Raw genomic sequence first — 23,689 nt, 5'->3', positions numbered from 1 at the left:
CGGTGACCGCCGCCACGACCGGGACCGCCGAGACCACCGGGACCCGGCCCCGGCGGCCGGCCGACAACCCGTGGCTGGCCTTCGCGGCGCGCCGCGCCGGCCGGCTGCTGGTGTCGCTGTGGGTCCTGGTGACGGCGTCGTTCCTGATCCTGCACCTGATCCCGGGCGACCCGGTGCGGGCGGCCCTGGGGCCGACCGCACCGGCCGCCCTGGTCGCCGCCCGCCGGGCCTCCCTCGGGCTGGACCGGCCGCTGTGGGAGCAGTACCTGGACTACCTGCGGGGTGTGCTGACCGGCGACCTCGGTTCGTCGCTGGGGTCGTCGCTGCCGGTCTCACGGATCATCGGGCAGCGCCTGCCGGCCACGCTGGAGCTCGCGCTGCTGGCCTTCCTTGTCGTGGTCGCGCTCGCCGTGCCGGTCGGGGCGGCGATGGGCGTGCTCACCCGGGGTGGGCGGCGGCGCGGCGGCGAGCTGGCCTTCTCCTCGGCCAGCACGGTGCTCGGCGCGGTGCCCGACTTCGTGCTCGGCGTCGGCTTCGTCTACGTCTTCAGCGTCACCCTGGGCTGGCTGCCGGTGGCCGGGCGCACCGGCCCGTCCTCCTACGTGCTCCCGGTCCTGGCGCTGGCCCTCGGCCCGGCGGCCGCCCTGGCCCGCATCGTGCGGGTCGAGATGCTCACCGCACTGCGCACCGACCACGTGCGGACGGCGCGGGCCAAGCGGTTGCCGGCCTGGCAGGTGTACCTCGGCCACGCGCTGCCGCACGCGCTGACGGCCTCCATCACCCTCGGCGGGCTGCTGCTGTCGGCGCTGGTGGCCGGCACCGTGCTGGTGGAGAACGTCTTCTCCTGGCCGGGCCTGGGGTCGACCATCGTCTCCTCCATCCTGGAGAAGGACTACCCCGTCGTGCAGGGCGTCGTGCTGGTCTACGGCGCCGGCGTGCTGCTGGTGAACCTGGTCGTCGACGTCGTCCTGTCCCTGCTGGACCCGCGCTCCGTCATCCGGGAGAGCTGATGACCACCATGACCCCCGGGGTGCTCGTCCCCGTCGCCGACGGACCGGCCGCCCGGGGCCGGTGGGGTTCCGTGCTGCGGACCCCGGTCGGGATCGGCGCCGGGGTGCTGCTGGCCGCGGTGCTGCTGCTCGCGGTCGTCGCGCCGTTCGTGTGGGGGGCGCAGGCCGAGGCCGTCGACACCGACGCGATCCTGCAGGGCTCCTCGGCCGCGCACCTGGTGGGCACCGACAACCTGGGCCGCGACCTGTTCGCCCGCACGATGGTGGCCACCGGCCTGTCGGTGCGGCTGGCGCTGACCGCCACGCTGCTCACCGTCGCGCTGGGCATGCTGCTGGGTGCGGCCCCGCTGCTGCTGGGCCGCCGCGCCGGCCGGCTCGTCACCGCGGGCATCGACATCGCCGTGGCCTTCCCCGGCCTGCTCCTGGCGCTGTTCTTCGCCATCGTGTTCGGCGTCGGTGCCACCGGCGCGGTGCTCGCCATCGGCGTGGCCGGCGCCCCGGTGTTCGCCCGGCTGACCTCGACGCTGGCCGCCGGCGTGGCGTCGCGGGACTACGTGCTCGCCGCCCGGGTCGCCGGCGTCGGCCGCGTCCGCGTGCTGCTGCGCCACGTGCTGCCCAACATCGCCGAGCCGCTGGTCGTCAACGCCACCATCGGCGCCGGCGGTGCCCTGCTGGCCTTCGCCGGCCTGTCGTTCCTCGGGCTGGGCGTGCAGGCGCCGGACTACGACTGGGGGCGGCTGCTGCAGGACGGCCTGTCGGGCATCTACCGGCACCCCGAGGCGGCGCTGGCCCCCGGCCTGGCCATCGTCGTGGCGGGCCTGGCGTTCAACCTGTTCGGCGAGGCCGTGGCCAAGGGCATCGGGCTCACCTCGGCCACCGGGGCCGTGCGCCGCCGCCGGGCTCCCGGGACGGGCGAGCAGCCCCCGACCGAGCGGGGTCCGGTGGACGGGCAGCCCGTGCTGGACGTGGAGGACCTCTCGGTGTCCTTCCCCGGTGCGCGCGGCGCGGTCCGGCCGGTGCGCGGGGTGACCTTCTCGGTCGGCCGCGGCGAGGCCGTGGGCGTGGTGGGCGAGTCGGGGTCGGGCAAGTCGCTGACCGCGCTGGCCCTCGCTCGCCTGGTCGAGGCGCCCGGCGAGGTGACCGCCGCCCGGCTGGACTTCCAGGGCACCGACCTGCGCAGCGGCGGCGAGCGCACGCACCGTGCGCTGCTGGGCACCGGGTTCGCGATGGTCTTCCAGGACCCGATGACGTCGCTGAACCCCACCCGGCGGATCGGGTACCAGCTGGCCGAGGGCGTCCGCCGGCACCAGGGGCTCTCCCGCGCCGCCGGGCTGGCCCGGGCCGTGGACCGGCTGCGCAGCGTGCGGGTACCCGAGCCCGAGCGCCGGGCCCGGCAGTACCCGCACGAGTTCTCCGGCGGCATGCGGCAGCGGGCGATGATCGGCATGGGGCTCATGGGCGAGCCCGCGCTGATCGTCGCCGACGAGCCCACCACGGCCCTCGACGTCACCGTGCAGCGCTCGGTGCTCGACCTGCTCGCCGCGATCCGCCGCTCCGAGGACGTCGCCCTGCTGCTGATCAGCCACGACGTCGCGGTCGTGCGCGAGGTGTGCGACCGGGTCCTGGTGATGTACGCCGGGCGCGTCGTGGAGGACCTGCCCGCCGGGCAGCTGGCCGCCGGCCGGCACCCCTACACCCGCGCGCTGGTGGCGACGGTGCCGGACATGTCGGTCGACCTCGACGCGCCGCTGCCGGTCATCCCCGGCCGGCCGGTCGACCCGGCGGCGCAGCCGCCGGGGTGCGCCTACGCCGACCGCTGCCCGCTGGCCTCGGACCGCTGCCGGGCCGAGGACCCGCCGCTCGTCGCCGACGCGGACGGACGGCGGGTGGCGTGCTGGCACGCCGACGAGGTGGCGGACGGGGCCCTCGACGAGCAGCTGGCGGCCGCCGGCGCCGGACGGGAGGAGGTCGCGTGAGCGAGCTGGTGTTCGACGACGTGACGGTGCGCTACGGCAACGCCCGCACCGGGCACACCGCCGTCGACGGCGTGAGCCTGGTCGTGCCCGACGGCGCGGTGGTCGGCCTGGTCGGTGAGTCCGGCTCGGGGAAGTCGACGCTGGCCAAGGCCGCGGTCGGGCTGGCCCCGGTGACGGGTGGAGCGGTGCTGCTGGACGGGCAGCCGGTGCCCACCCGCCCCGGTCGCCGCCCGGTGCAGATGGTCTTCCAGGACCCGTACTCCTCGCTGGACCCGCGGATGACGATCGGCGACAGCATCGCCGAGGCCGTGCCCCGCGGCACCCCGCGGGCGCAGCGCCGCGCGGAGGTCCTGCGGCTGCTCGAGCTGGTCGACCTCGACCCGACCCGCGCGCGGTCCTACCCCGGGCAGCTCTCCGGCGGGCAGCGCCAGCGGGTCGCGGTGGCCCGGGCGCTGGCCGCCCGGCCCGAGGTGGTGGTGGCCGACGAGATCACCTCGGCGCTGGACGTGTCCATCCAGGGCACCGTGCTGAACCTGGTCCGCCGGCTGCAGCGCGAGCTGGGCACCTCGATGCTGTTCATCTCGCACAACCTGGCGGTCGTGCGCTACGTGGCCGGCACCATCGCGGTGATGCGGGCCGGCCGCGTCGTCGAGCAGGGCCCGGCCGAGCAGGTGCTCGGCGACCCGGCCCACGAGTACACCCGCGAGCTGCTGGCCGCGGTCCCGGCAGGTGTGCGGTGACCGACCCGTTGCTGGCCGACGTCCACGAGCTGGTCTCCTGCGAGTCGCCGTCGGACGACCTGGCCGCCGTCGCCCGCAGCGCCGACGTGGTCGCCCGGGTCGGGTCGCGGTGGCTGGGCGCCGAGCCGGAGCGGATCGTCCTCGAGGGGCGCACCCACCTGCGCTGGCGGCTGGGCGGGGGGCCGCCGCGGGTGCTGGTGCTGGGCCACCACGACACCGTCTGGCCGGTCGGGTCGCTGGCCACGCACCCGTCCACGGTCGTCGACGGCGTGCTGCGCGGCCCCGGCAGCGTGGACATGAAGGCCGGCCTGGTGGTCGCGTTCGCGGCCGTCGCCGCGCTGGAGGACCCGTCGGGGGTGACCGTGCTGGTCACCGGCGACGAGGAGCTGGGGTCGCCGTCCTCCCGCGCGCTGATCGAGGACGAGGCGCGGGGCTGCCGGGCCGCGCTCGTGCTCGAGGCGGCCGCGGACGGCGGCGCGCTCAAGACCACCCGCAAAGGCGTCTCGCTGTACCGGGTCACGGTCACCGGCCGGGCCGCGCACGCCGGCCTCGCCCCCGGCGACGGGGTCAACGCCGGGGTCGAGCTGGCCCACCAGGTGCTCGCGCTGGCGGCGCTCGGGGACCCCGGGCGCGGGACGACGGTCACCCCGACCGCGTCGTCGGCCGGCACCGTCAGCAACACCGTGCCGGCGCAGGCCTGGGTCGCCGTCGACGTGCGGGTGCCCGACGCCGCCGAGCAGGACCGGGTCGACGCCGCCGTGCGCGCCCTGCGCCCGGTGCTGCCCGGGGCCCGGGTCGAGGTCACCGGCGGGCCGAACCGGCCGCCGATGGAGACCGCGACCCACCTCTTCGACCGCGCCGCCGAGGTCGCCCGCCGGCTGGGCCTGCCCGAGCTGCGGGGCGCGGCGGTCGGCGGGGCCTCCGACGGGAACTTCACCGCCGGGGTCGGCGTCCCCACGCTCGACGGCCTCGGCGCGGTCGGCGGCGGCGCGCACGCCGACGACGAGCACGTGCTGGTGGCCGAGCTCGCCCCGCGCCGGGCGCTGCTGACCGCGCTGCTGGTCGACCTGCTCGCCGAGGAGGGGGACCCCCGATGACGGTGCCGACGGCGGTCGACGACGCGCTGCTGACCGCGGAGCAGGCCGGGCGGGCGGCCGGTGTGCACGTCCGGTCCGTGACCTCGGTGCCCGACCTGACCGCGGTGACCGCGCTGCTGGGGGCCATCTGGCAGCGGGCGGACAGCCCGCCGCTGAGCACCGAGCTGCTGCGTGCACTGGCCACCGCGGGCAGCTACGTGGCCGGTGCCTTCGACGGCCCCGACCTGGTGGGGGCCTGCGTGGGCTTCTTCGCCGAGCCGGCCGCCGGGTCGCTGCACAGCCACATCGCCGGGGTGTCCGGCGCGGTGCGTGGGCGCAGCGTCGGGTTCGCGCTGAAGCTGCACCAGCGGGCCTGGTCGCTGGCCCGCGGCGTCGGCGAGGTCACCTGGACCTTCGACCCGCTGGTCGCCCGCAACGCCTGGTTCAACACCGGCAAGCTGGGCGCCGACGCCGTGGCCTACCTGCCCGACCACTACGGCGGCATGCGCGACGCGATCAACGGCGCCGACGAGACCGACCGCCTGCTCGTGCGCTGGGAGCTGAGCGCCCCGCAGGTGGTCGCCGCCTGCCGGGGGCAGGCCCCCGGACCGACCGCGCCGCCCGGGGCGGTGGTCGCACTGGGGTGCTCGCCCGCCGGTGCGCCGGTGCCCGGGAGCACCGACGCCCCGGTGCTGCTGGTGGCCGTGCCGCGCGACATCGAGTCGCTGCGGCGCACCGACCCGGCGCTGGCCGGGCAGTGGCGCACCGCCGTGCGGTCCGTGCTGCACCCGGTGCTGGCCGACGGCGGACGGATCACCGGGTTCGACCGCGCCGGGCGGTACGTGCTGCACCGGCCCAGGACAGGGGAGAGAGCACCGTGGAGCTGATCGACGCACCGGTCGAGGGGATCGAGCTGCGGCGGGTGGGGCTGCCCCTCGTCGCGCCGTTCCGCACCTCGTTCGGCACCCAGACCCACCGCGACGTGCTGCTGGTGCGGGTGGTCACCGGTGCCGCCGAGGGGTGGGGGGAGTGCGTGACGATGTCGGACCCCCTCTACTCCGAGGAGTACGTGGACGGTGCGGTCGACGTGCTGCGCCGCTTCCTGGTGCCCCGGCTGGCCGCCGCCGGCCGGGTCGACGCCGCGTCGGTCGCGCAGGTGCTGGCCCCGGTGCACGGGCACCGGATGGCCAAGGCCGCCCTGGAGCTGGCGGTGCTCGACGCCGAGCTGCGGGCCGGCGGTACCCCGCTGTCCCGGCACCTGGGTGCGGTGCACGACCGGGTGCCCTGCGGGGTGTCGGTCGGGATCATGGACTCGGTGCCCGAGCTGCTGGACGCCGTGGGCCAGTACCTGGACCAGGGCTACGTGCGGATCAAGCTCAAGATCGAGCCCGGCTGGGACGTCGAGCCGGTGCGGGCGGTGCGCGAGCGCTTCGGCGACGACGTGCTGCTGCAGGTCGACGCCAACACCGCCTACACCCTCGCCGACGCCCGCCACCTCGCCCGGCTGGACCCCTTCGACCTGCTGCTGGTCGAGCAGCCGCTGCCCGAGGACGACGTGCTGGGCCACGCGGCCCTGGCCCGGCAGATCACCACCCCGGTCTGCCTGGACGAGTCGATCACCTCGGCGCGCGCCGCGGCCGAGGCGATCACCCTGGGCGCGTGCTCGATCGTCAACGTCAAGCCGGGCCGCGTCGGGGGGTACCTGGAGGCCCGGCGGATCCACGACGTGTGCGCGGCCCACGGGGTCCCGGTGTGGTGCGGCGGGATGCTGGAGACCGGGCTCGGCCGGGCCGCCAACGTGGCGCTGGCCGCCCTGCCCGGCTTCACCCTGCCCGGGGACACCTCGGCGTCGGACCGCTACTACCGCACCGACCTCACCGAGCCCTTCGTGCTGGCCGACGGGCACCTCGACGTGCCCACGGGGCCGGGCACGGGCGTCACCCCGGTGCCCGAGGTGCTCGAGGAGGTGACCACCTGGCGCGAGTGGTTGCCGCTGACGAACCGGACGGGTCAGTAACGTCGACCCGGTGATGGGAGCCCCGGCCGGCCTGCGCCGGGTGCTCGACGACCTGGGGACGACGCTGCTGGACCTGCTGCACGGCGACCCCGACGCCGTCCCCCGCCTGGGCGGGGTGGCCATCCACGACCCCATCGACGAACCCGACCTGCCCCCGGCCGCGCTGGTGCTCGGGGTCGGCGTCGGGGGTGCCGCCGCCACGATCACCCTGCTCACCCAGCTCGGCCGGCGCGGGGCCGCCGGTCTGGTGCTGCGCGCCCCGGTGACCGTGACCCCGGCGGTCCTGGCGGCGGCCCGGGAGTCGGGGGTGGCGCTGCTGGGGCTGACCCGGGGGGCCACCTGGGCCCAGCTGGCGGCGATGCTGCGGGTGCTGCTGGCCGAGGGCGACGTCGGCGCCGACACCGCCGAGTCGCTGGGCGGCCTGCCCTCGGGTGACCTGTTCGCCCTCGCCAACGCCGTCGCCGCGCTGGTCGACGCACCCATCACCATCGAGGACCGCAGCAACCGCGTGCTCGCGTTCTCCGGCCGCCAGGACGAGGCCGACCGGGGACGCATCGAGACCGTGCTGGGGCTGCAGGTGCCCGAGGTCTACTCGCGGGTGCTCACCGAGCGCGGGGTGTTCCGCGAGCTGTACCGCTCGACCGGTCCGGTGCTGGTCGACCCGGTGACACCCCTGGACGGTGCGGGTGCGCTGCCCCGGGCGGCGATCGCGGTGCGGGCGGGCGAGGAGGTGCTCGGCTCGATCTGGGCGGTGCTGCGCGACGGCCTGAGCCCCGACCGGGCGCGGGCCCTGGGCGAGGCCGCGACGCTGGTGGCGTTGCACATGCTGCGGGTCCGCGCGGGTGCCGACGTGCAGCGCCGGTTGCAGGCCGACCTCGTGTCGACGGCGCTGGAGGGGGGCAGCGGGGCCCGGGAGGCCCTGCAGCGGCTGGGCCTGGCCGACCGCTCGGTGGTGGTGCTGGCGCTGGCCGCGCTCGACCCGGCCGACGCCCAGGACGCCGCCAGCGACGCCGGGTCGGCCAACGACCGGCAGCGGCTGGCCGACGCGTTCGGGGTGCACCTGTCGGCCGTGCACCCGCGCTCGGCGACCGCCCTGGTCGGTCACGTGGCGTACGGGCTGGTGCCGGTGACGGGCGAGGACGCCGACGTGCGGGCCGTGCGGATCGCCACCGACTTCCTGGACCGGATCGGCCCGCGCCTGCCGGCCGTCGTCGGGATCGGCCCGGCCGGCCGCGACGTCGCCGGCCTGGCCGCCGCACGGGTGGCCGCCGACCGCGCGCTGCGGGTGCTGCGGGTGCGCAACGGGGCGGGGGGAGGGGGCGCCGGTGCCGTGCGGGTGGCCCGCGCCGACGACGTGCACGTCGAGGGGCTGCTGCTCGAGCTGCACGACCTGGCCGAGGCCCGCGGCGACCGTCCCGCCGGGCCGGTGGCCAGGCTGGGGGAGTACGACGCGGCCCACGGGGCGCAGCTGGTGCCCACGCTGCGGGCGTGGCTGGACGCCTTCGGCGACGTGCCGGCCGCCGCGGCCGCGCTGTACGTGCACCCCAACACGTTCCGCTACCGCCTCCGCCGGGTCGCCGAGGTCGGCGGCATGGACCTCGGCGACCCCGACGTGCGGTTCGCCGCGATGGTCCAGCTGCGCCTGCTCGACCTCTGACCCCGCTAGGTCCACCTCCGGAGGGGGCCCATGACCGACCACCGGCTCGGCGCCGACTTCTGGCGGCTGTGGTCGGCCGCCGTGGTGTCCCGGTTGGGCGGCGGCGTGGCCAGTGCCGGTCTTCCCCTGCTGGCTGCCTCGCTCACCCGCGACCCGCGGCAGGTCGCGTTGGTCAGCGTCTTCGCCGGGCTGCCCTGGCTGCTGCTCGCCCTGCACACCGGCGCCCTGGCCGACCGCTGGGACCGCCGCCGCACGATGTGGCTGTGCGACCTGGCCAGCGCCGCGGTGTTCGCCGGTCTGGCCGTGGGCGTGCTGGCCGGGGCGGCGTCGCTGTGGTTGCTGTGCGCCGCGGCGTTCGCGGCGGCGTCGATCAGCACGCTGTTCGACAGCGCGAACCAGGCCGCGCTGCCCTCGCTGGTCGGCCGGGACCAGCTGTCCACCGCCAACAGCCGCCTGTACACCGGCACGGTCGTGGCGGGGCTGCTCGTCGGGCCGCCGCTGGGCAGCTGGCTGTTCGTGGCGCAGCCCGCCGTCCCGTTCGCGGTGGACGCAGCGTCCTTCGTGGGCTCGGCCGCGCTGGTGTTCGCGATACGGACCCGGTTCCGCGCCGCGGCGCGCAGCGGGACCGGGCTCACCCGCGAGATCGGCGACGGCGTCCGGTGGCTGTGGCGGCACCGGCGGCTGCGGGCACTGGTGGTGCTGCTGACCGTGTGGAACCTGACCGAGACGGCGGTCATCGGTGTCCTCGTGCTCTACGCGCTGGAGCGGCTGCAGGTGGCGCCGTCGGCCTACGGGTTGCTGCTCACCGGGCTCGCCGTCGGCGGGGTGCTCGGCGCGGCGGTCGCGCCCCGGCTGGAGCGCTGGTGGGGGACCGGACCGCTCGTCGTGGTCACCGTCGTGCTGACCGTGCTGGCCGAGGTCGGCCTCGCGCTGACCCGCAGCGCGGTGGTGGCCGGCGCCCTGCTGGGCGTGGTGGGGCTGGCCGCGTTCGCGTTCAACGTGGTGTCGGTCAGCTACCGGCAGTCCGTCGTCCCGGACGAGCTGCAGGGCCGGGTGAGCAGCGCCTACCGGTTCGCCACCTGGGGAATCGCACCCGTCGGCGCGGCACTGGGCGGGGTGGTGGCCGCCGGGGCAGGCCTCGCCGCGGTCTTCTGGGGCGCGGCTGCCGTCCTCGCGGTCGCGGGCCTGGCGACCGCGCGCGAGCTGGTCCCGGCCCGGGTGGCGACCGACGTCCCGTCCTGAAGCCTCCAGGCCCCGGGATGCGTGCCCGTGGCACCTGGGCCGCGTCGAGTGTGCAGTTGTCGGGGTGCTCGCGGCCGGATCGACCCCGCGAACTGCACACTCGCGACCGAGAGGCGCAGGATCGGCTGGGCGTCAGGGGGACGTCGACGACGGGCGGGGGACGCCGTCCTGGGGCAGGGTCGGGGCATGACCAGCGCGACCAGCACGCACCTCGCCGGCACCTGCCGGGCCACCGGCAGCACCCAGCACGCCGTGGAGACCCACCGGCCCGCCGAGGAGCTCGACGGCGCCCCGGAGCTGGCGGTCTGCGGCGCCGTCGTCCGGGTCGGGAGCGCGGCCTGGGACGGCGGCGCCGACGACGCCTGCCCCGCCTGCGGCGGCTGACCTCCCACCTCGCCGGCGCCGGCTGACCCGGGGCCGGGCAGGATCAGCGGCATGGCCTACCAGGCGGACCCGAACCGCTACGACGACATGACCTACCGCCGCACCGGGCGCAGCGGCACCGACCTGCCCGCGATCAGCCTCGGGCTGTGGCACAACTTCGGCGACGACGTCCCCTTCGACCGGCAGCGCGACGTGCTGCGCCGGGCCTTCGACCTGGGCATCACGCACATCGACCTGGCCAACAACTACGGCCCGCCCTACGGGTCGGCGGAGACCAACTTCGGCCGGCACCTGCGCGACGACTTCCGCCCCCACCGCGACGAGCTGGTCATCAGCAGCAAGGCCGGTTACGACATGTGGCCCGGCCCGTACGGCCAGGGCGGCGGCGGGCGCAAGTACGTGCTGGCCTCGCTCGACCAGTCGCTGCAGCGGATGGGCCTGGACTACGTGGACGTCTTCTACAGCCACCGTCCCGACCCGACCACGCCGCTGGAGGAGACGATGGGTGCGCTGCACACCGCCGTCACCAGCGGGAGGGCGCTCTACGCCGGCATCTCCTCCTACGGTCCCGAGGACACCCGCCGGGCAGCGGCGATCCTGGCCGACCTCGGCACGCCGCTGTTCATCCACCAGCCCAGCTACTCCATGCTCAACCGCTGGATCGAGACCGAGGGACTGCTCGACGTCCTCGCCGAGGTCGGCGCCGGCTGCATCGCGTTCTCCCCGCTCGCCCAGGGCATGCTGACCTCGAAGTACCTCCACGGCATCCCGGAGGGCTCCCGCGCCAGCCAGGACAAGTCGCTGTCCCCGGACCTGCTCACCGAGGAGGCGCTGGACCACGTCCGCGCGCTGGACGCGATCGCCGAGGGCCGCGGGCAGACCCTGGCCCAGATGGCGCTGGCCTGGGCCCTGCGCGACGAGCGCGTCACCTCCGTGCTGGTGGGTGCCAGCAGCGTGCGCCAGCTGGACGACAACGTCGGCGCCCTGCAGAACCTGGCCTTCACCGACGACGAGCTGGTCGCCATCGACCAGCACGCCGTCGACTCCGGCATCGACCTGTGGGCGGCACCCCGCACCGCGGCGGGGTGAGCGGTCATGCGTCCTCGTCGGCGCGGCGCAGGGCGCGGCGGATCATGAACCGGTACCCGACCAGCAGCACGGCGTTGCCGATGAGCAGCCAGAAGCCCAGCAGCACCAGGGTGGCCAGTGAACTGGCGCCGTACCGCTCGGTGAAGTCGGCGAACCAGGTGAGGTAGCCCAGGTAGACGGCCGTGCTCAGGCCCACCAGCCCGGCCGCGAGCAGCGCACCCAGGACGACGTCGTCCCACCGGGTGTCGCGCACCTGGAACAGCCAGTAGACGAGGCTGATGACCCCGACCAGCAGGACGAGCACACCCAGCCCGAGCAGGGCGGTCAGCTGCCAGCCCGAACCGAGCAGCCGGGGGACGACGAACAGCGCGGCGAGGCCGGAGAACACCGCCACCGGCAGCACGGCGATGACGGCCAGGGCCAGCAGCCTGCCCCGCAGGCCCCGGATCTTCTCGTTGGTCTGCGGGGTCACCTCGGTGAACGCCCGGGCCAGCGCTGCGCCGTAGGCGGTGGCCGGCCACACGGCCGACAGCACCGCCACCGGCCCGATCCGGGACGCCACGTCGATCAACCCCCGCAGCACGTCACCGATCGGCAGCTGGTCGGGGGTGCGGCCGGAGACCTGGTTGCCCAGGCCCTGCAGCGTCGCGTCGTCCACGACGAGCCCCGCGACCCAGAAGGCGATGAGCACCATCGGCGGCAGCGAGACCAGCGCGTAGAAGGCCAGCGCGGCGCTCACGGTCGAGAACTCCGGGCTGCCCAGCCAGCGGCCGAAGGTCACCACCGGCCCGGGCAGCCGGTCGACCACCGCGTGCCACCGCCGCTGCGCCCCGTGCAGCCGGCGGTGGAAGGGGTCGGTGCGGGCCTGGTCCGCCGCGCCGTCGTCGTGCGGGATCACGATCCGGGTCCGTCCTGCTGTCGTCGCATCCGGTGCTGGCTGCCCCCTGGTCCGGGGTCCGACGCGTCGGCGCCCGGATCGTCACACTCCCGCGACCTGGCGGGTGTGGCCCAGCCGACGGGTTGCCGGGCGCGGGAGGTGGGCAGACCCGGGGCCGGACGTCGTCGCACCACGGAGGAGAGCCGCATGGACCGCCCACGGATCGTCGTCGTCGGAGGCGGGTTCGCCGGGTTCCACGCCCTGCGCACCCTGGAGCGGACCCTGCCGGCCGACGCCGCCGAGCTGGTCCTGGTCAACCCCAGCGACTACCTGCTCTACAGCCCGCTGCTGCCCGACGTCAGCGCCGGGGTCGTCGAGCCGCGGCACATCGCGATCAGCCTGCGCCAGCAGCTGCGCCGCACCCGGGTGGTGCTCGGCAGCGCCACCGACGTCGACCACGAGGCGCAGACGGTGACGGTGCGGACGACGGACGACGGCGGGGCCACCGAGGACGTCCTCACCCTCTCCTACGACCGGCTGGTCCTCGTGCCGGGGTCGATCACCCGCCAGTTCGACATCCCGGGCGTGGCCGAGCGCGCCCACGGCGTGAAGACCCTGGTCGAGGCCCAGTTCCTGCGCGACCACCTGCTGCGCCAGCTCGACCGTGCCGACGCCCTTCCGGCCGGGCCCGAGCACGACGCCGAGCGCCGGCAGCGGCTCACCGTCGTCGCGGTCGGGGCCGGGTACACCGGCACCGAGATCGTCGCCCAGCTGCAGTACTGGCTCTCGACCATCGCCAGCCGGTGGTCGCGCGTGCAGCCCTCCGACATCTCGTGGGTGCTCGTCGACCTCGCCGAGTCCGTGCTGCCCGAGCTCGGCCCCGAGCTGGGGGAGAAGGCGCTGGGGGCACTGAAGCGGCGCGGCATCGACGTCCGGCTCGGCGTGACGGTGAAGGAGGCCCGGGACGGCGAGACCGAGCTGACCGACGGCTCGACGATCCCCAGCCGCACGCTGGTCTGGGGCGCCGGGGTCGCGGCCAGCCCGCTGGTGCAGACCCTCGGCCTGCCGTTGCAGAAGGGCCGGCTGGTGGTCCGTCCCGACCTCACCGTGCCCGGCACGGCGGGCGTGTTCGCCGGCGGTGACGCCGCCGCCGTCCCCGACCTGACCCAGGAGGGCACCCCGCTCACCCCGCCGACCGCGCAGCACGCGCAGCGGCAGGGCGCCGCGCTGGGCCGCAACGTCGCCGCCAGCCTCGGCCACGGCACCCCGAAGCCCTACCGGCACCACGACCTCGGCCTGGTCGCCGACCTGGGTGGCTCCGACGCCATCGCCAAGCCGCTGGGCATCAAGCTGCACGGCCCGCTGGCCAAGCTGGTGGCCCGCGGCTACCACCTCTACGCGCTGCCCTCGATGGCCAACCGCGTGCGGGTGGGCACCGACTGGCTGCTGGCCGCGCTGCTGCCCGCCCAGTCGGTGGAGGTCACCCGCATCCGGTCCGACCAGGCGCTGGTCAGCACCGCGCAGCAGTCACGCCTGGGCGACTGACCGGCCGCGCAGCAGCTCACCGGCCCGGTCGGCCGGCAACGGCCGGCCGAACCACCAGCCCTGGGCGTGGTCGCAGCGCTCGTCCTGCAGCCGGCCCAGCTGGGCCACGTCCTCGACGCCCTCGGCGACGACGGTGAGCCCGAAGGTGTGCGCCGCCTTGATCATCAGGGCCACGAGCTGGTCGTGGCCGGGCTCGGTGGAGGCCACGAAGCTGCGGTCGATCTTCAGGGTGTCCACCGGCAGGCTGCGCAGCTGGCCGATCGAGGTGTAGCCGGTCCCGAAGTCGTCGATGGCGATCGACACCCCCAGCCCGCGCAGGGCCGCGAGGTGCTCGGCGGCGACCGGGTCGTCGACCAGCACCGTCTCGGTGACCTCGAGGACCAGCCGGTCGGCGGGCACCCCCGCGGCGGCGAGGGCGGCGGCGACGTCGTCGACCACCCGCCGGTCGGTGAGGTGCCGGCCGGACAGGTTGACCGCCATGGTCACGTCGTCGGCGGCACCGGCCGCGTCCGCGCGCCAGGCCGCGAGCTGGCGGGTGGCGGTGCCCAGCACCCAGCGGTCCAGGTCGCAGACCAGCCGGGAGGACTCCGCGACCGGGATGAACTCGTCGGGCGGGACCAGGCCGCGGCCGGGCCGGTTCCAGCGGACCAGCGCCTCGTAGCCGGCGACCCGGGCGGAGCCGACGTCCATCACGGGCTGGTAGTGCACCTCGAACTCGCCGGCGTCCAGGCCCGCGGAGATGGCGCGCTCCAGGTCGGCCTGCGCCGTGAGCTGGGCGCGCAGGGCGTCGTCGAAGACCTCCGCGCGGCCGCGGCCGTGGGCCTTGGCCCGGTAGGCGGCCGTGTCGGCCTCGGCGAGGAGGGCGTCCGCGTCGACGGCGGCGTCCCGGTTGACCGCGATCCCGATGCTGGCGCCGACGGCGACCCGCTGGCCCTGTGCGGTGATGGGGCGCGACACCGCGGCGATCAGCCGTTCGGCCAGCTCCACCAGGTCGGACTCGGCGTCCACCGGCTCGACCAGGACGACGAACTCGTCGCCGCCCAGCCGGCACACCACGTCCCCGCCGCGCAGCTGGCCGCGCAACCGCCGGGCGACCTCGCGCAGCACCTCGTCGCCGCAGGCGTGGCCGTGGCCGTCGTTGACCGCCTTGAAGCCGTCGAGGTCGACGAACAGCAGGCCGACCACCTCCCCGGACCGGCGGCCGCGGTTGAGCGCGGCCGCGGTCAGCGCGAGCGCCTGGGCGCGGTTGGGCAGGTCGGTGAGCGGGTCGTGGGCGGCCTGGTGGGCCAGCGCGGACTGCAGCTCCTCCCGCTGCCGCACCGACGTCACGATCTGCCGCACCGAGGCGTGCACCACCGCCCCCAGCGGCCCGGGCAGGGGTTCCTCCAGCAGCACGTTGGTCAGGTCGCCCTCGGCGACCGCCTGCGCCTGGTCCTGGATCCGCCGCAGGCTGCCCACCGCCGTGCCCAGGGCCGCACCGACGGTGCGCACCTCCCGGGGTCCGCGGGCGCCGACCTCGACGAGGGACCCCTGGCTGACCTCGGCGGCCTGCGCGGCCAGGCGGCCCAGCGAGCGCCCGACGGTGCGCGCCAGCAGCGCCGCGCCCAGGGCGGCCACCGCGACCAGGCTGCCGGCCAGCACGAGGGTGGTGGTGGAGCGGTCGGTGGCGGCGTGGGCGTCCTGCTCGGCCAGCGCCTGGGCCCGCTCGAAGGCCGCGCCGGTGAGCGCAGCGGTGTCGGCGTCCCGGGCGCTGCGCTGCGTCACCAGCGACACCACCTGCAGCACGGTCGGGACCGACCCGGGCGGGGTGGCCGCGGGGTCGAGGGCGTCGTCCAGGCCCTGCACCGCCGGGGTGGTCGCGAACGCCCGCCACCGGGCGGCGACGTCCTCGTCGGACAACCCGTCGAGCTGGGCGCGGGCGTCGGTGTAGGTCAGCCAGCCGGTCTCCCACCCCAGGCGGGAGCCGATCAGCGACCCGGCCTGCTGGTCGATCATCGACCCCAGGTAGAGCGGCAGCTGGCGGCTCGCGGCCTGCGCGTAGCCGGCGACCAGCAGCGCGTCGGCGACCGCGGTCCGGGTCGGGGCCGGGGTACCGCCGGCCAGCGCCTCGGCGGCCGCCCGCCGCTCGGCGGCCATGAGCTCGTCGGACAGCCCGACGTAGTCCAGGTACAGCCCGTGCAGCCCGGTGGTGCGGGCCGCGGCGACCCGGCGCACGTCCTCGAGCTCGCCGGCGACCGACGCCGCCAGCTCGGGACGGCGGGCGGCCAGCGCGGTCAGCGCTGCGTCGGTCTCCTCGCGGTAGCTGGTCTGCAGCCCGTCGATGAACGGCCGCTGGGCGCTGACCTGGTCCACGGGCAGCCCGACGGCCTCGATCACCGCGGGGTCGTCCATCGCCCACAGCAGCAGGGCCCACACGGCCTCGTTCTCCGTCGTCCGCCGTGCCTCGTCGAGCAGCGCGGTCTCGGCGACGGCGTCCTCCGCCCGGACGGCGCTGCGCGCCTCGGCGCGGCGGGTGTCGACGATGACGGAGCTCAGCACGACCACGCCGACCAGCGGGACGCCGACCAGCGCGGTCAGGTAGGCCCACAACGGCACGCCTCGGCGGGCGCGGGGGCGGTGCAGGAGGGTGTCGAGGATCGGCACCGGACCTCCGAGGACGACGGGCGGGCCAGAGGTCTCCGGCCCGCCCCCGTCTTCGGCCGGCGGAACCGTTCCGTCCACTTCGACGGTCGGGAGGACATCCCTCCGGGTGAGGGCCACCCACCGTGGCCGGGGCCGCCGCGACCTGCGGGTACCGGGCCGGGCCGCGAGACTGGGACGGTGACCGACCTCCGCTTCTGGTTCGACCCGGTGTGCCCCTTCGCGTGGCTGACCAGCCGCTGGGTGGAGGAGGTGGCCCGGCAGCGGCAGTACACCGTCGAGTGGCGGTTCATCTCGCTGCGGCTGCTCAACGCCCACGTCGACTACGCCAGCCACTTCCCGCCCGAGTACGAGGCCGGCCACACCGCCGGCCTCCGGCTGCTGCGGGTGGCCGCCCGGGTCCGCGACGAGCACGGCGACGCCGGCGTCGGCCGGTTCTACACCGCCGTGGGGCACGGCATCCACGACGCGGAGCCCAGCGGCGGCACTCCCGGGCACGACCGCCGGGGCACCCGGGAGTTCCTCGCCCCCGTGCTCGCCGACCTCGGCTGGTCGGCCGACCTCGCCGACGCCCTGGACGACGAGGGCCGCGACGCCCTGGTGCAGGCCGAGACCGACGAGGCGCTGGCGCTGGCCGGCAAGGACGTCGGCACCCCGATCCTGCAGTTCGCGCCGCCGGACGGGCTGGCCTTCTTCGGCCCGGTCATCAGCCGGCTGCCCGCACCCGAGGACGCCGTCGCCCTCTGGGACCACGTCATCGGCCTGGCCGCGTTCCCCGGGTTCACCGAGCTGAAGCGGTCCCTGCGCGAGCGCCCGCAGCTGCGCAGCTACGGGGTCGCCCCCGGGGAGGTGGGCAGGACCGAGGACTGGCACGGCGGGAGCCGGCGGCAGAAGCGGTGACCGACCTGCTCCTGGCCGACGTCCGGCCCTGGGGCGGCCACCCCGTCGACGTGCTCGTCACCGGCGACCGGATCACCGACGTCGTCCCCGTCGGCACCGGTTCGGGCGCGCAGCGGGTCGAGGGCGGCGGGCGGCTGGCGCTGCCCGGGTTCGTCAACGCCCACGCCCACGTGGACAAGAGCTGGTGGGGCAGGCCGTGGCAGCCCTACGGCGGGCAGCCGACCACGCAGGGCCGGATCGCCCACGAGCGCGCCGAGCGCGACCGGCTCGGCATCCCGTCGGTCGAGGCGACGACGGCGGTGCTCCGCGAACTGCTGCGGCACGGCACGACGGCGGTGCGCAGCCACGTCGACGTCGACCTCGGGGTCGGGCTGCGCGGGCTGGACGTCGTCCGGGAGGCGGCGGCCGCCCTGGACGGCGCGGTCGAGGTGGAGCTGGTCGCCTTCCCGCAGGACGGCGTCGTCCGCCGTCCCGGGGTGCTCGACCTGCTCGAGCGGGCCGCGGCCGACGGGGTGGCGAGCATCGGCGGGCTGGACCCGTGCTCGATCGACCGCGACCCGCTCACCCAGCTCGACGGGCTGTTCGCGATCGCGCAGCGGCACGGCTGCGGGCTGGACCTGCACCTGCACGACGGCGGCGAGCTCGGCGGGTTCACCTACGACCTGGTGCTGGAGCGGGTGCGCACGCTGGGGCTGGCCGGCCGGGTGACGATCTCGCACGGGTTCGCGCTCGGCGAGCTGGCACCGGCCCGGCAGGCCCGGTTGCTCGACGAGCTGGCCGAGCTCGACGTCGCCTGGGCCACCGTGGCTCCCTTGCGGTACACCCCGCTGCCGTGGGCCGCGATGCGCGAGCGGGGGATCGCGGTGGGTCTGGGCACCGACGGCATCCGCGACCTGTGGTCCCCCTACGGCGACGGCGACCTCCTGCGGGTGGCGCTGGACCATGCCCGGCTGCAGGGCCTGCGCACCGACGCCGACCTCACCGCCGCCGTCCGGCTGGCGACGTCGGGCGCCGCCCGGTTCGTGCACCGCGACCGGCACGACCTGGTCGCCGGTGCCCGGGCCGACATGGTGCTGCTGGACGCCGAGCACGCGCCCGACGCCCTGGTCCGGGCCCCGCGCCGGGCCCTGGTGCTGGCCGGCGGCCGGGTCGTCGTCCGCGACGGCGAGGTCCTCGTCTGAGTGCCGTGCAGGGTGGCCGGCCCTCCTGGACGGTGGCCGGCCGTCGCACCGTGCGGCCACCGTCGGCGATGTCCGGCCACCCCCGGGCTCAGCGCAGGTAGGAGGCGCCGTTCACGTCGAGGACGGCGCCGCTGCACCACAGGGCGTCGGGGCCGGTGAGGAAGGCGACCGCCGCGGCGACCTCCGGCGGCTCGCCGACCCGGCCGAAGGGGCTCTGCGCGCGGATGCCGTCGCCCACCGGGCCGGCCAGCAGCGAGGTCGCCATGTCGGTGGCCACGAATCCCGGCGCCACCGCGCTCACGCCGATGCCGTGCCCGCCCAGCGCCAGCGCGAGGGACTGCGTGAGGGAGTGCACCGCGGCCTTCGACGCCCCGTAGGCCATCGCCTGCGGCTCGCCCCGGTAGGCCCCGCGCGAGCCGACGGTGACGATGCGGCCGCCGTCCGGGCCCTCGGGGCGGTCGAGCAGGTGCCGCACCACCTGCCAGCTGACGTTGGCGGTGCCGACCACGTTGACCGACAGGATCCGCTGCCAGGACTCCTGCCACCGCTCGTAGGTCGACTCCTCGATCACCAGCGGGTCGTGCGCGGCGGCGTTGTTGACCAGCACGTCCACCCCGCCCAGCCCCTCGACGGCGTCGGCGACCAGGGTGGCGACGGCGGCGGGGTCGGCGAGGTCGCCGGTGACCAGCACGTGGCCCTCGCCCGGCAGGCCGGCCAGCACCTCGCGGGCGGCGTCGACGTTGCGGCCGGCGTGCACGGCGACGGCGTCGCCCCGGGCGGCGAGGGTGTGCGCGATCGCGGCGCCGATGCCGCGGGAGGAGCCGGTGACCAGGGAGCGGGTGCGGGTCGTCACCACCGCACGGTAGCCGCGCGGTGATGACGACCCGGCTGCTGCCTCAGCTGGCGTGCGCGGGCCGGTGCGGGTGGCCCTCGACGGCGACGACGATCGCCTCCTGCGTGCTGCGGGCCACGATCATCTCCACCGGCTCGGTGTCGCTGGCGTTCTGCTCCCAGTGCACGATGCCCGGCGGGATGAAGACGAAGTCGCCCGCCCGCGCCTCCCGGACGTCGTCGAGCTGCTCGCCGACCCACCAGCGGGTCACCCCGCTGATCACGAAGATCGCGGTCTCGGACTCCCCGTGGTGGTGCACGCCGGTCTTCCCGCCCGGCTCGAGCACCGCGTAGCCCATCCACAGCTCGGACGAGCCGGTCTTGTCCGCGCAGATCGCGGCGAACCGCTGCAGGCCGGGGGTCTGCGCCGTCCGGGTGTCGCGCTCCTCGGGGCCGATGACCCGGACGTCGAGACCCATCAGGCGATCCGCTTGAGCCGGGTGATGGTGAGGCCCTTCTCGTCGAGCAGCTCGGGGATGCGCTCGGCCAGCTGCACCAGGTGCGGGGTGGCCAGGTGGGCGTCCAGGTGCTCGCCTGACTCCCAGTTCTCGTAGAAGAAGAAGGTGCCCGGCTCCTCGACGGCCTCGTGCAGGTCGTAGTTGACGCAGCCGTCCTCCGCCGTGGTGGGCGCGATCAGGCCCTCCAGGGCCGAGCGCAGCTCGTCGGTCTTGCCCGGGGCGGCCTTCATGTATGCGATGACGGTGAGCAGGTCGCGGCGGTCGTCGGTGGGGGTGGGCATCGTTGCTCCTGTGCACGGCGGGTGTGGTCGGCACCACCTCACCGCGCGTCCCGGACGTGCACAACCGGAGCGGTGTCTCAGTTCCGCGACACGGTGCCCTGCTCGGCGATCTGCTTGATCGCCGCCAGCGTCACGGGGATGCCGGCGCGGGCGGCCGACTGCCGGATGTCGATCTCGCGCTGCCCGTCCGCGCCGTGCTTCTCGGCCATGAACCGTTGCCCGGCGTCCAGGAACTCCCACGACTCGGTCAGGCGAGTGCCCTCCTCGAGGGGCTCCAGGTCGTAGCGCCAGAGCACCTTGCGGTCGTTGACGCTCCACGCGAACGCCCGCGGACGCGTCGCCTCCTCCACCCGCGACCGGGTCTCCCAGGTGCGCTCGGGGGTCTCCTGCCGGCCGCCGAAGTGGTCCCCGACCGCACCGGTGGCGCCCGGCTCCCACCAGCACTCCCGGCACTGCGGGCTCCACTCGCCGGTGCGGGTGACGTCGGAGACCAGGTCGTACACCTCCTCGGGCGAGGCGGCGATCACGATCGAGTCCGAGAGGGTCAGGCTGGTCATGCCCCGAGTGTGGCGGCCCGGACCTCGGTCGGCGTGGCCACCCGTCGTCCCACCGCCTCGATCCGCGCGACGGCGGCCCGCACCAGCTCGACGTTGCTCCGGCGGCAGCCCAGCGGGGCGTCCTCCAGACCGACCCGCACGTGCCCGCCACGGTGCACTGCGACGTCGGTCAGCTCGCCCAGCTCGACCCCGAGCCCGGCCACCATCCACGGGGCGCCGGGGTCGCAGCGCTCCAGCAGCCGCAGGTGCGCCTCCAGTGCCCAGTCCGCCGGCGGGAAGCCGAACCCGAAGGTGTCGCTGAACATGAACCGGTGCACCGGCCGGGGTGCGTCCGGACGGCGCAGCAGCGCGCCGAGCCGGGTGAAGCCGGGCTCGTAGACCGCGAAGCTGGTCACCAGCCGGTGCCGGGCGCAGACGTCCAGCCCGGCCCGGACGTCGGCGGCACCGTTGGCGTAGAGGAACCCGTCGCCGCCGGCGGCCAGCTCCTCGGCGGTGGCCACCACCAGCGAGCCCGGGTCGACGACGGCCCACTCGGCCAGCCCGGCGGCGGCGAGCCGGTCGACCACCGCGTAGCGCTCCCGCCCGGCTGCGGCGTCCGCGGACGGCACGGGACCCATCGGCACGGTGGGGTAGCAGACGGCGTCGCGGGCGGCCCGGATGCCCTCCAGCACCGGGGCGTAGAGGTCGTAGGCCTCCCGGGGCCGGCCGGCGTCGTCGAAGGCGTGCAGGTGCACCACGGCCGCGCCGGCGTCCACGCAGGCCACCGCCTCGGCCACCAGCGCTTCGGTGGTGACCGGGGCCAGCGGCTGGCGACCGCTGCCCCAGGTGCCGTTGAGCGCGACCTCCAGCCAGACCGGCGGCGCGCTCACCGGCTCAGGCGACGGTGCGCTGGGCGGGGTGCTCGGTGACCGGGTCGCCGGTCGCGACGGGGTCGGCGGCCGAGCCGTGCAGGCCCCCGGTCTGCGCGACCTCGAAGTCGGGGCCGAGCTTCTCCAGCGCGAGCCGACCGTAGACCTGCTGCTGGGTGGCCACCCGCTGGGCGCGGCCCTTGCCCAGGAAGGACACGATCCAGCTGACCGTGGTGGTGAGCCGGCTCTTGAACCCGACGATGTAGACCAGGTGGACCAGCAGCCACATCGTCCAGGCCAGGAAGCCGGTGACCTTGATCTTCCCGAGGTCGGCGACGGCCTTGTAACGGCTGATGGTCGCCATCGAGCCCTTGTCGAAGTACTCGAACTTCTCCTTGTGCTTGCCGCCGGTGACGGTGGCCTTGATGCGGTCGGCGGCGAACCGGCCGCCCTGGATGGCCACCTGGGCCACGCCGGGCAGCTTGTCCAGGCTCATCATGTCCCCGACCACGAACACCTCGGGGTGCCCGGGCAGCGTCAGGTCCGGCTGCACCTCGACCCGGCCGGCCCGGTCGACGGTGACGTCGCACTGCTGGGCCAGCAGGGCGCCCAGCGGGCTGGCCTGCACGCCGGCGGCCCAGATCTTGGTGGCCGCGGTGATCCGGCGGGTGGTGTCGCCCTCCTTGACGTCGAGGCCGTTGGCGTCCAGGCCGGTGACCATGGCGCCCAGCTGGATCTCCACGCCGATGTCGCGCAGCTGCTTGGCGGCGTTCTCCTGCAGCTTGGGCGCGAACGGTGGCAGGACGACCGGGGCGGCGTCGAGCAGGATGACCCGGGCGGACTTCGGGTCGATGTTGCGGAAGTTGTGCCGCAGCGTGCGGCGCGCCAGCTCGGCGATCTGGCCGGCCATCTCCACCCCGGTCGGGCCGGCGCCGACCACGACGAAGGTCAGCAGCCGGTCGATCTCGGCCGGGTCGGTGGCGGCCTCGGCCATCTCGAAGGCGCCGAGGATGCGCCCGCGCAGCTCCAGCGCGTCGTCGACGGTCTTCATGCCGGGCGCGAACTGGGAGAACTGGCTGTTGCCGAAGTAGGACTGCCCGGCCCCGGCGGCCACGATCAGGTGGTCGTAGGAGAAGGTGGACTCCCGGCCCAGCAGCCACGAGGTGACGGTGCGGTCGGCCAGGTCGATGTCCACGACCTCGCCGAGGATCACCGTGGCGTTCTTCTGCTTCTTGAGGATGTCGCGGGTCGGCGGGGCGATCTCGCCCTCGCTGATGATCCCGGTGGCCACCTGGTACAGCAGCGGCTGGAACAGGTGCTGGCCGGTCTTGGCGATGAGGGTGATGTCGACGTCGGCCTTGCGCAGGCGCTGGGCGGCGAACAGGCCGCCGAAGCCGGATCCGATGATGACCACCCGCGGACGGCGGCCGGCGGTCGGGTTCGTGGTCACAGCAGCAGCTCCGGATGTCGTCATGATGTCTTCATCGTCCCACGGGCGGCGTCCTCCAGCCGGGCTGGCCACCGGCTGCGCGTCGACCGCCGGTGCGACGTCGCCCACAGCCTCCACCCAGGGCGGCGGAGCGCGCCAGCCCTGGGTGGGGGAGGTCAGGCCCGGCGGGCGCGGCGGGCGGCGGCGGCCTGGGTGAGCAGGCCCAGCCCGATGCCGAGCATCCACACGTCCTTGGACACCGGCAGGCCGTCCTGGGTCGGGGCGACCGACTTGCCGGGCTTGGTGAGGCCGGGGGTGCGCAGGTAGAGCCCGAGCAGCCCGCCGGCGAAGCCGGTGAGCGCGGCCCCGGCGACGGCGGTGGGCACGAACGGCGTCAGCAGGGCCACGCCGATGGCGATCTCGGCGGTGGACAGGTTCTTGGCGAACGCCGCCGGGGAGGTCTTCTGCAGGAACGGGTAGGCGCCGGAGGCGAACCCGTGCAGGCCGGCGGCGGTGGCCTCGTCGGCGTGCCGCTTGCCCAGCCCGGAGTTGAGGATGAACGCCCCCGTGGCCAGGCGCGGCGCGATCTCGGCGGGGGTGATGGGCAGGCGCATGGGACCTCGTTCGTCGTGCGGGTGGGGGACCCGATCCTCCCCCACCCCCTCGCCGCTCGCCCGCCCGGCGCCCTCGACCGCGGTGATCATGGGGTCGTGCCCGGCGGACATGCCACGACGGGCGTGTCCACCGGCGACGACCCCATGATCAGGGGGGAAGGATCCCGGTCAGCGGCCGGTGCTGCGGCGCGGGCGGGCGGGCTGCTGGCCGGCGCGGGCGGCGAGCTCGGCCCGGGTGCGGGCCGGCCCGGAGGACCGCCCGCCACCGCCGGAGGAC

22 protein-coding genes are annotated in these 23,689 nt (G+C 75.7%); 13 read left to right on the top strand and 9 right to left on the bottom strand.

Going from position 1 to position 23,689, the window contains the following annotated elements:
- Nucleotides 1-2: 2 nt before the first annotated feature.
- From NH342_RS09020 to mgrA, 10 genes are all read left to right on the top strand, one after another.
- Nucleotides 3-1,010, top strand: a complete 1,008-nt coding sequence (locus NH342_RS09020; RefSeq protein WP_253013895.1) for an ABC transporter permease — start codon at nt 3-5, stop codon at nt 1,008-1,010.
- Nucleotides 1,010-2,986: a dipeptide/oligopeptide/nickel ABC transporter permease/ATP-binding protein gene (locus NH342_RS09015; protein WP_253013893.1), complete on the top strand. Its 1,977-nt coding sequence runs from the start codon at nt 1,010-1,012 to the stop codon at nt 2,984-2,986. Before NH342_RS09020 ends, NH342_RS09015 begins: the two co-directional genes overlap by 1 nt.
- Nucleotides 2,983-3,726 carry an ABC transporter ATP-binding protein gene (locus NH342_RS09010; RefSeq protein ID WP_253013891.1) on the top strand — a complete coding sequence of 248 codons (744 nt, stop codon included), beginning with the start codon at nt 2,983-2,985 and terminating at the stop codon, nt 3,724-3,726. The genes NH342_RS09015 and NH342_RS09010 overlap by 4 nt, the downstream gene beginning before the upstream one ends.
- A complete protein-coding gene (locus tag NH342_RS09005) occupies nt 3,723-4,823 on the top strand; it encodes a M20 family metallopeptidase (protein ID WP_253013889.1) in 1,101 nt (366 codons plus the stop codon). The genes NH342_RS09010 and NH342_RS09005 overlap by 4 nt, the downstream gene beginning before the upstream one ends.
- Entirely contained in the window at nt 4,820-5,689 is an 870-nt protein-coding gene (locus NH342_RS09000; RefSeq protein WP_253013887.1) for a GNAT family N-acetyltransferase, read from the top strand. Before NH342_RS09005 ends, NH342_RS09000 begins: the two co-directional genes overlap by 4 nt.
- Nucleotides 5,680-6,819 carry an o-succinylbenzoate synthase gene (gene menC / locus NH342_RS08995; RefSeq protein WP_253013885.1) on the top strand — a complete coding sequence of 380 codons (1,140 nt, stop codon included), beginning with the start codon at nt 5,680-5,682 and terminating at the stop codon, nt 6,817-6,819. The genes NH342_RS09000 and menC overlap by 10 nt, the downstream gene beginning before the upstream one ends.
- A gap of 13 nt (nt 6,820-6,832) precedes the next feature.
- Nucleotides 6,833-8,476, top strand: coding sequence for a CdaR family transcriptional regulator (locus tag NH342_RS08990; RefSeq protein ID WP_253013917.1), 1,644 nt, complete (start codon nt 6,833-6,835; stop codon nt 8,474-8,476).
- 30 nt (nt 8,477-8,506) lie between these two features.
- Nucleotides 8,507-9,718 (top strand): MFS transporter, encoded by a 1,212-nt coding sequence (locus tag NH342_RS08985; protein ID WP_253013883.1) that lies wholly within the window; start codon nt 8,507-8,509, stop codon nt 9,716-9,718.
- A gap of 186 nt (nt 9,719-9,904) precedes the next feature.
- A complete protein-coding gene (locus NH342_RS08980) occupies nt 9,905-10,102 on the top strand; it encodes a hypothetical protein (protein ID WP_253013881.1) in 198 nt (65 codons plus the stop codon).
- 51 nt (nt 10,103-10,153) lie between these two features.
- Nucleotides 10,154-11,191, top strand: a complete 1,038-nt coding sequence (mgrA, locus tag NH342_RS08975; protein WP_253013879.1) for an L-glyceraldehyde 3-phosphate reductase — start codon at nt 10,154-10,156, stop codon at nt 11,189-11,191.
- Between the two features lie 4 nt (nt 11,192-11,195).
- On the opposite strand, the gene NH342_RS08970 is transcribed toward mgrA, so the two are convergent.
- Nucleotides 11,196-12,089, bottom strand: a complete 894-nt coding sequence (locus NH342_RS08970; protein WP_253013877.1) for a YihY/virulence factor BrkB family protein — start codon at nt 12,087-12,089, stop codon at nt 11,196-11,198.
- A gap of 186 nt (nt 12,090-12,275) precedes the next feature.
- Between NH342_RS08970 and NH342_RS08965 the strand changes: the two genes are divergently transcribed.
- Nucleotides 12,276-13,613: an NAD(P)/FAD-dependent oxidoreductase gene (locus tag NH342_RS08965; protein ID WP_253013875.1), complete on the top strand. Its 1,338-nt coding sequence runs from the start codon at nt 12,276-12,278 to the stop codon at nt 13,611-13,613.
- On the opposite strand, the gene NH342_RS08960 is transcribed toward NH342_RS08965, so the two are convergent.
- The gene (locus tag NH342_RS08960; protein ID WP_253013873.1) at nt 13,596-16,256 is read right to left on the bottom strand and encodes an EAL domain-containing protein; all 2,661 of its coding nucleotides are present in this window, start codon (nt 16,254-16,256) and stop codon (nt 13,596-13,598) included. The genes NH342_RS08965 and NH342_RS08960 overlap by 18 nt on opposite strands.
- A gap of 177 nt (nt 16,257-16,433) precedes the next feature.
- Here NH342_RS08960 and NH342_RS08955 point away from each other — a divergent pair, with 177 nt between their 5' ends.
- Together NH342_RS08955 and NH342_RS08950 are read left to right on the top strand one after the other, a co-directional pair.
- Nucleotides 16,434-17,153 (top strand): hypothetical protein, encoded by a 720-nt coding sequence (locus NH342_RS08955; protein ID WP_253013871.1) that lies wholly within the window; start codon nt 16,434-16,436, stop codon nt 17,151-17,153.
- Nucleotides 17,150-18,334: an amidohydrolase gene (locus NH342_RS08950; RefSeq protein ID WP_253013869.1), complete on the top strand. Its 1,185-nt coding sequence runs from the start codon at nt 17,150-17,152 to the stop codon at nt 18,332-18,334. The genes NH342_RS08955 and NH342_RS08950 overlap by 4 nt, the downstream gene beginning before the upstream one ends.
- A gap of 88 nt (nt 18,335-18,422) precedes the next feature.
- On the opposite strand, the gene NH342_RS08945 is transcribed toward NH342_RS08950, so the two are convergent.
- The 7 genes from NH342_RS08945 to NH342_RS08915 all read right to left on the bottom strand — a co-directional run bounded on the left by NH342_RS08945 (nt 18,423) and on the right by NH342_RS08915 (nt 23,412).
- The gene (locus tag NH342_RS08945; protein WP_253013867.1) at nt 18,423-19,187 is read right to left on the bottom strand and encodes an SDR family NAD(P)-dependent oxidoreductase; all 765 of its coding nucleotides are present in this window, start codon (nt 19,185-19,187) and stop codon (nt 18,423-18,425) included.
- Nucleotides 19,188-19,230: 43 nt separating this feature from the next.
- Nucleotides 19,231-19,644: a cupin domain-containing protein gene (locus tag NH342_RS08940; RefSeq protein WP_253013865.1), complete on the bottom strand. Its 414-nt coding sequence runs from the start codon at nt 19,642-19,644 to the stop codon at nt 19,231-19,233.
- Nucleotides 19,644-19,964 (bottom strand): putative quinol monooxygenase, encoded by a 321-nt coding sequence (locus NH342_RS08935; RefSeq protein ID WP_253013863.1) that lies wholly within the window; start codon nt 19,962-19,964, stop codon nt 19,644-19,646. The genes NH342_RS08940 and NH342_RS08935 overlap by 1 nt, the downstream gene beginning before the upstream one ends.
- Before the next feature lie 77 nt (nt 19,965-20,041).
- A complete protein-coding gene (locus NH342_RS08930) occupies nt 20,042-20,521 on the bottom strand; it encodes an SRPBCC family protein (protein WP_253013861.1) in 480 nt (159 codons plus the stop codon).
- The gene (locus NH342_RS08925; protein WP_253013859.1) at nt 20,518-21,390 is read right to left on the bottom strand and encodes a 3-keto-5-aminohexanoate cleavage protein; all 873 of its coding nucleotides are present in this window, start codon (nt 21,388-21,390) and stop codon (nt 20,518-20,520) included. Before NH342_RS08925 ends, NH342_RS08930 begins: the two co-directional genes overlap by 4 nt.
- A gap of 4 nt (nt 21,391-21,394) precedes the next feature.
- Nucleotides 21,395-22,819 carry an NAD(P)/FAD-dependent oxidoreductase gene (locus tag NH342_RS08920; protein ID WP_253013857.1) on the bottom strand — a complete coding sequence of 475 codons (1,425 nt, stop codon included), beginning with the start codon at nt 22,817-22,819 and terminating at the stop codon, nt 21,395-21,397.
- Between the two features lie 155 nt (nt 22,820-22,974).
- Nucleotides 22,975-23,412: a hypothetical protein gene (locus tag NH342_RS08915; RefSeq protein WP_253013855.1), complete on the bottom strand. Its 438-nt coding sequence runs from the start codon at nt 23,410-23,412 to the stop codon at nt 22,975-22,977.
- Nucleotides 23,413-23,689: the final 277 nt, after the last annotated feature.

The sequence above is a fragment of the Klenkia sp. PcliD-1-E genome (assembly GCF_024124375.1).
Classification (GTDB): Bacteria; Actinomycetota; Actinomycetes; order Mycobacteriales; family Geodermatophilaceae; genus Klenkia.
Note: the sequence above shows the minus strand (reverse complement) of the source record. Positions and strands in the feature narration are given on the sequence as shown.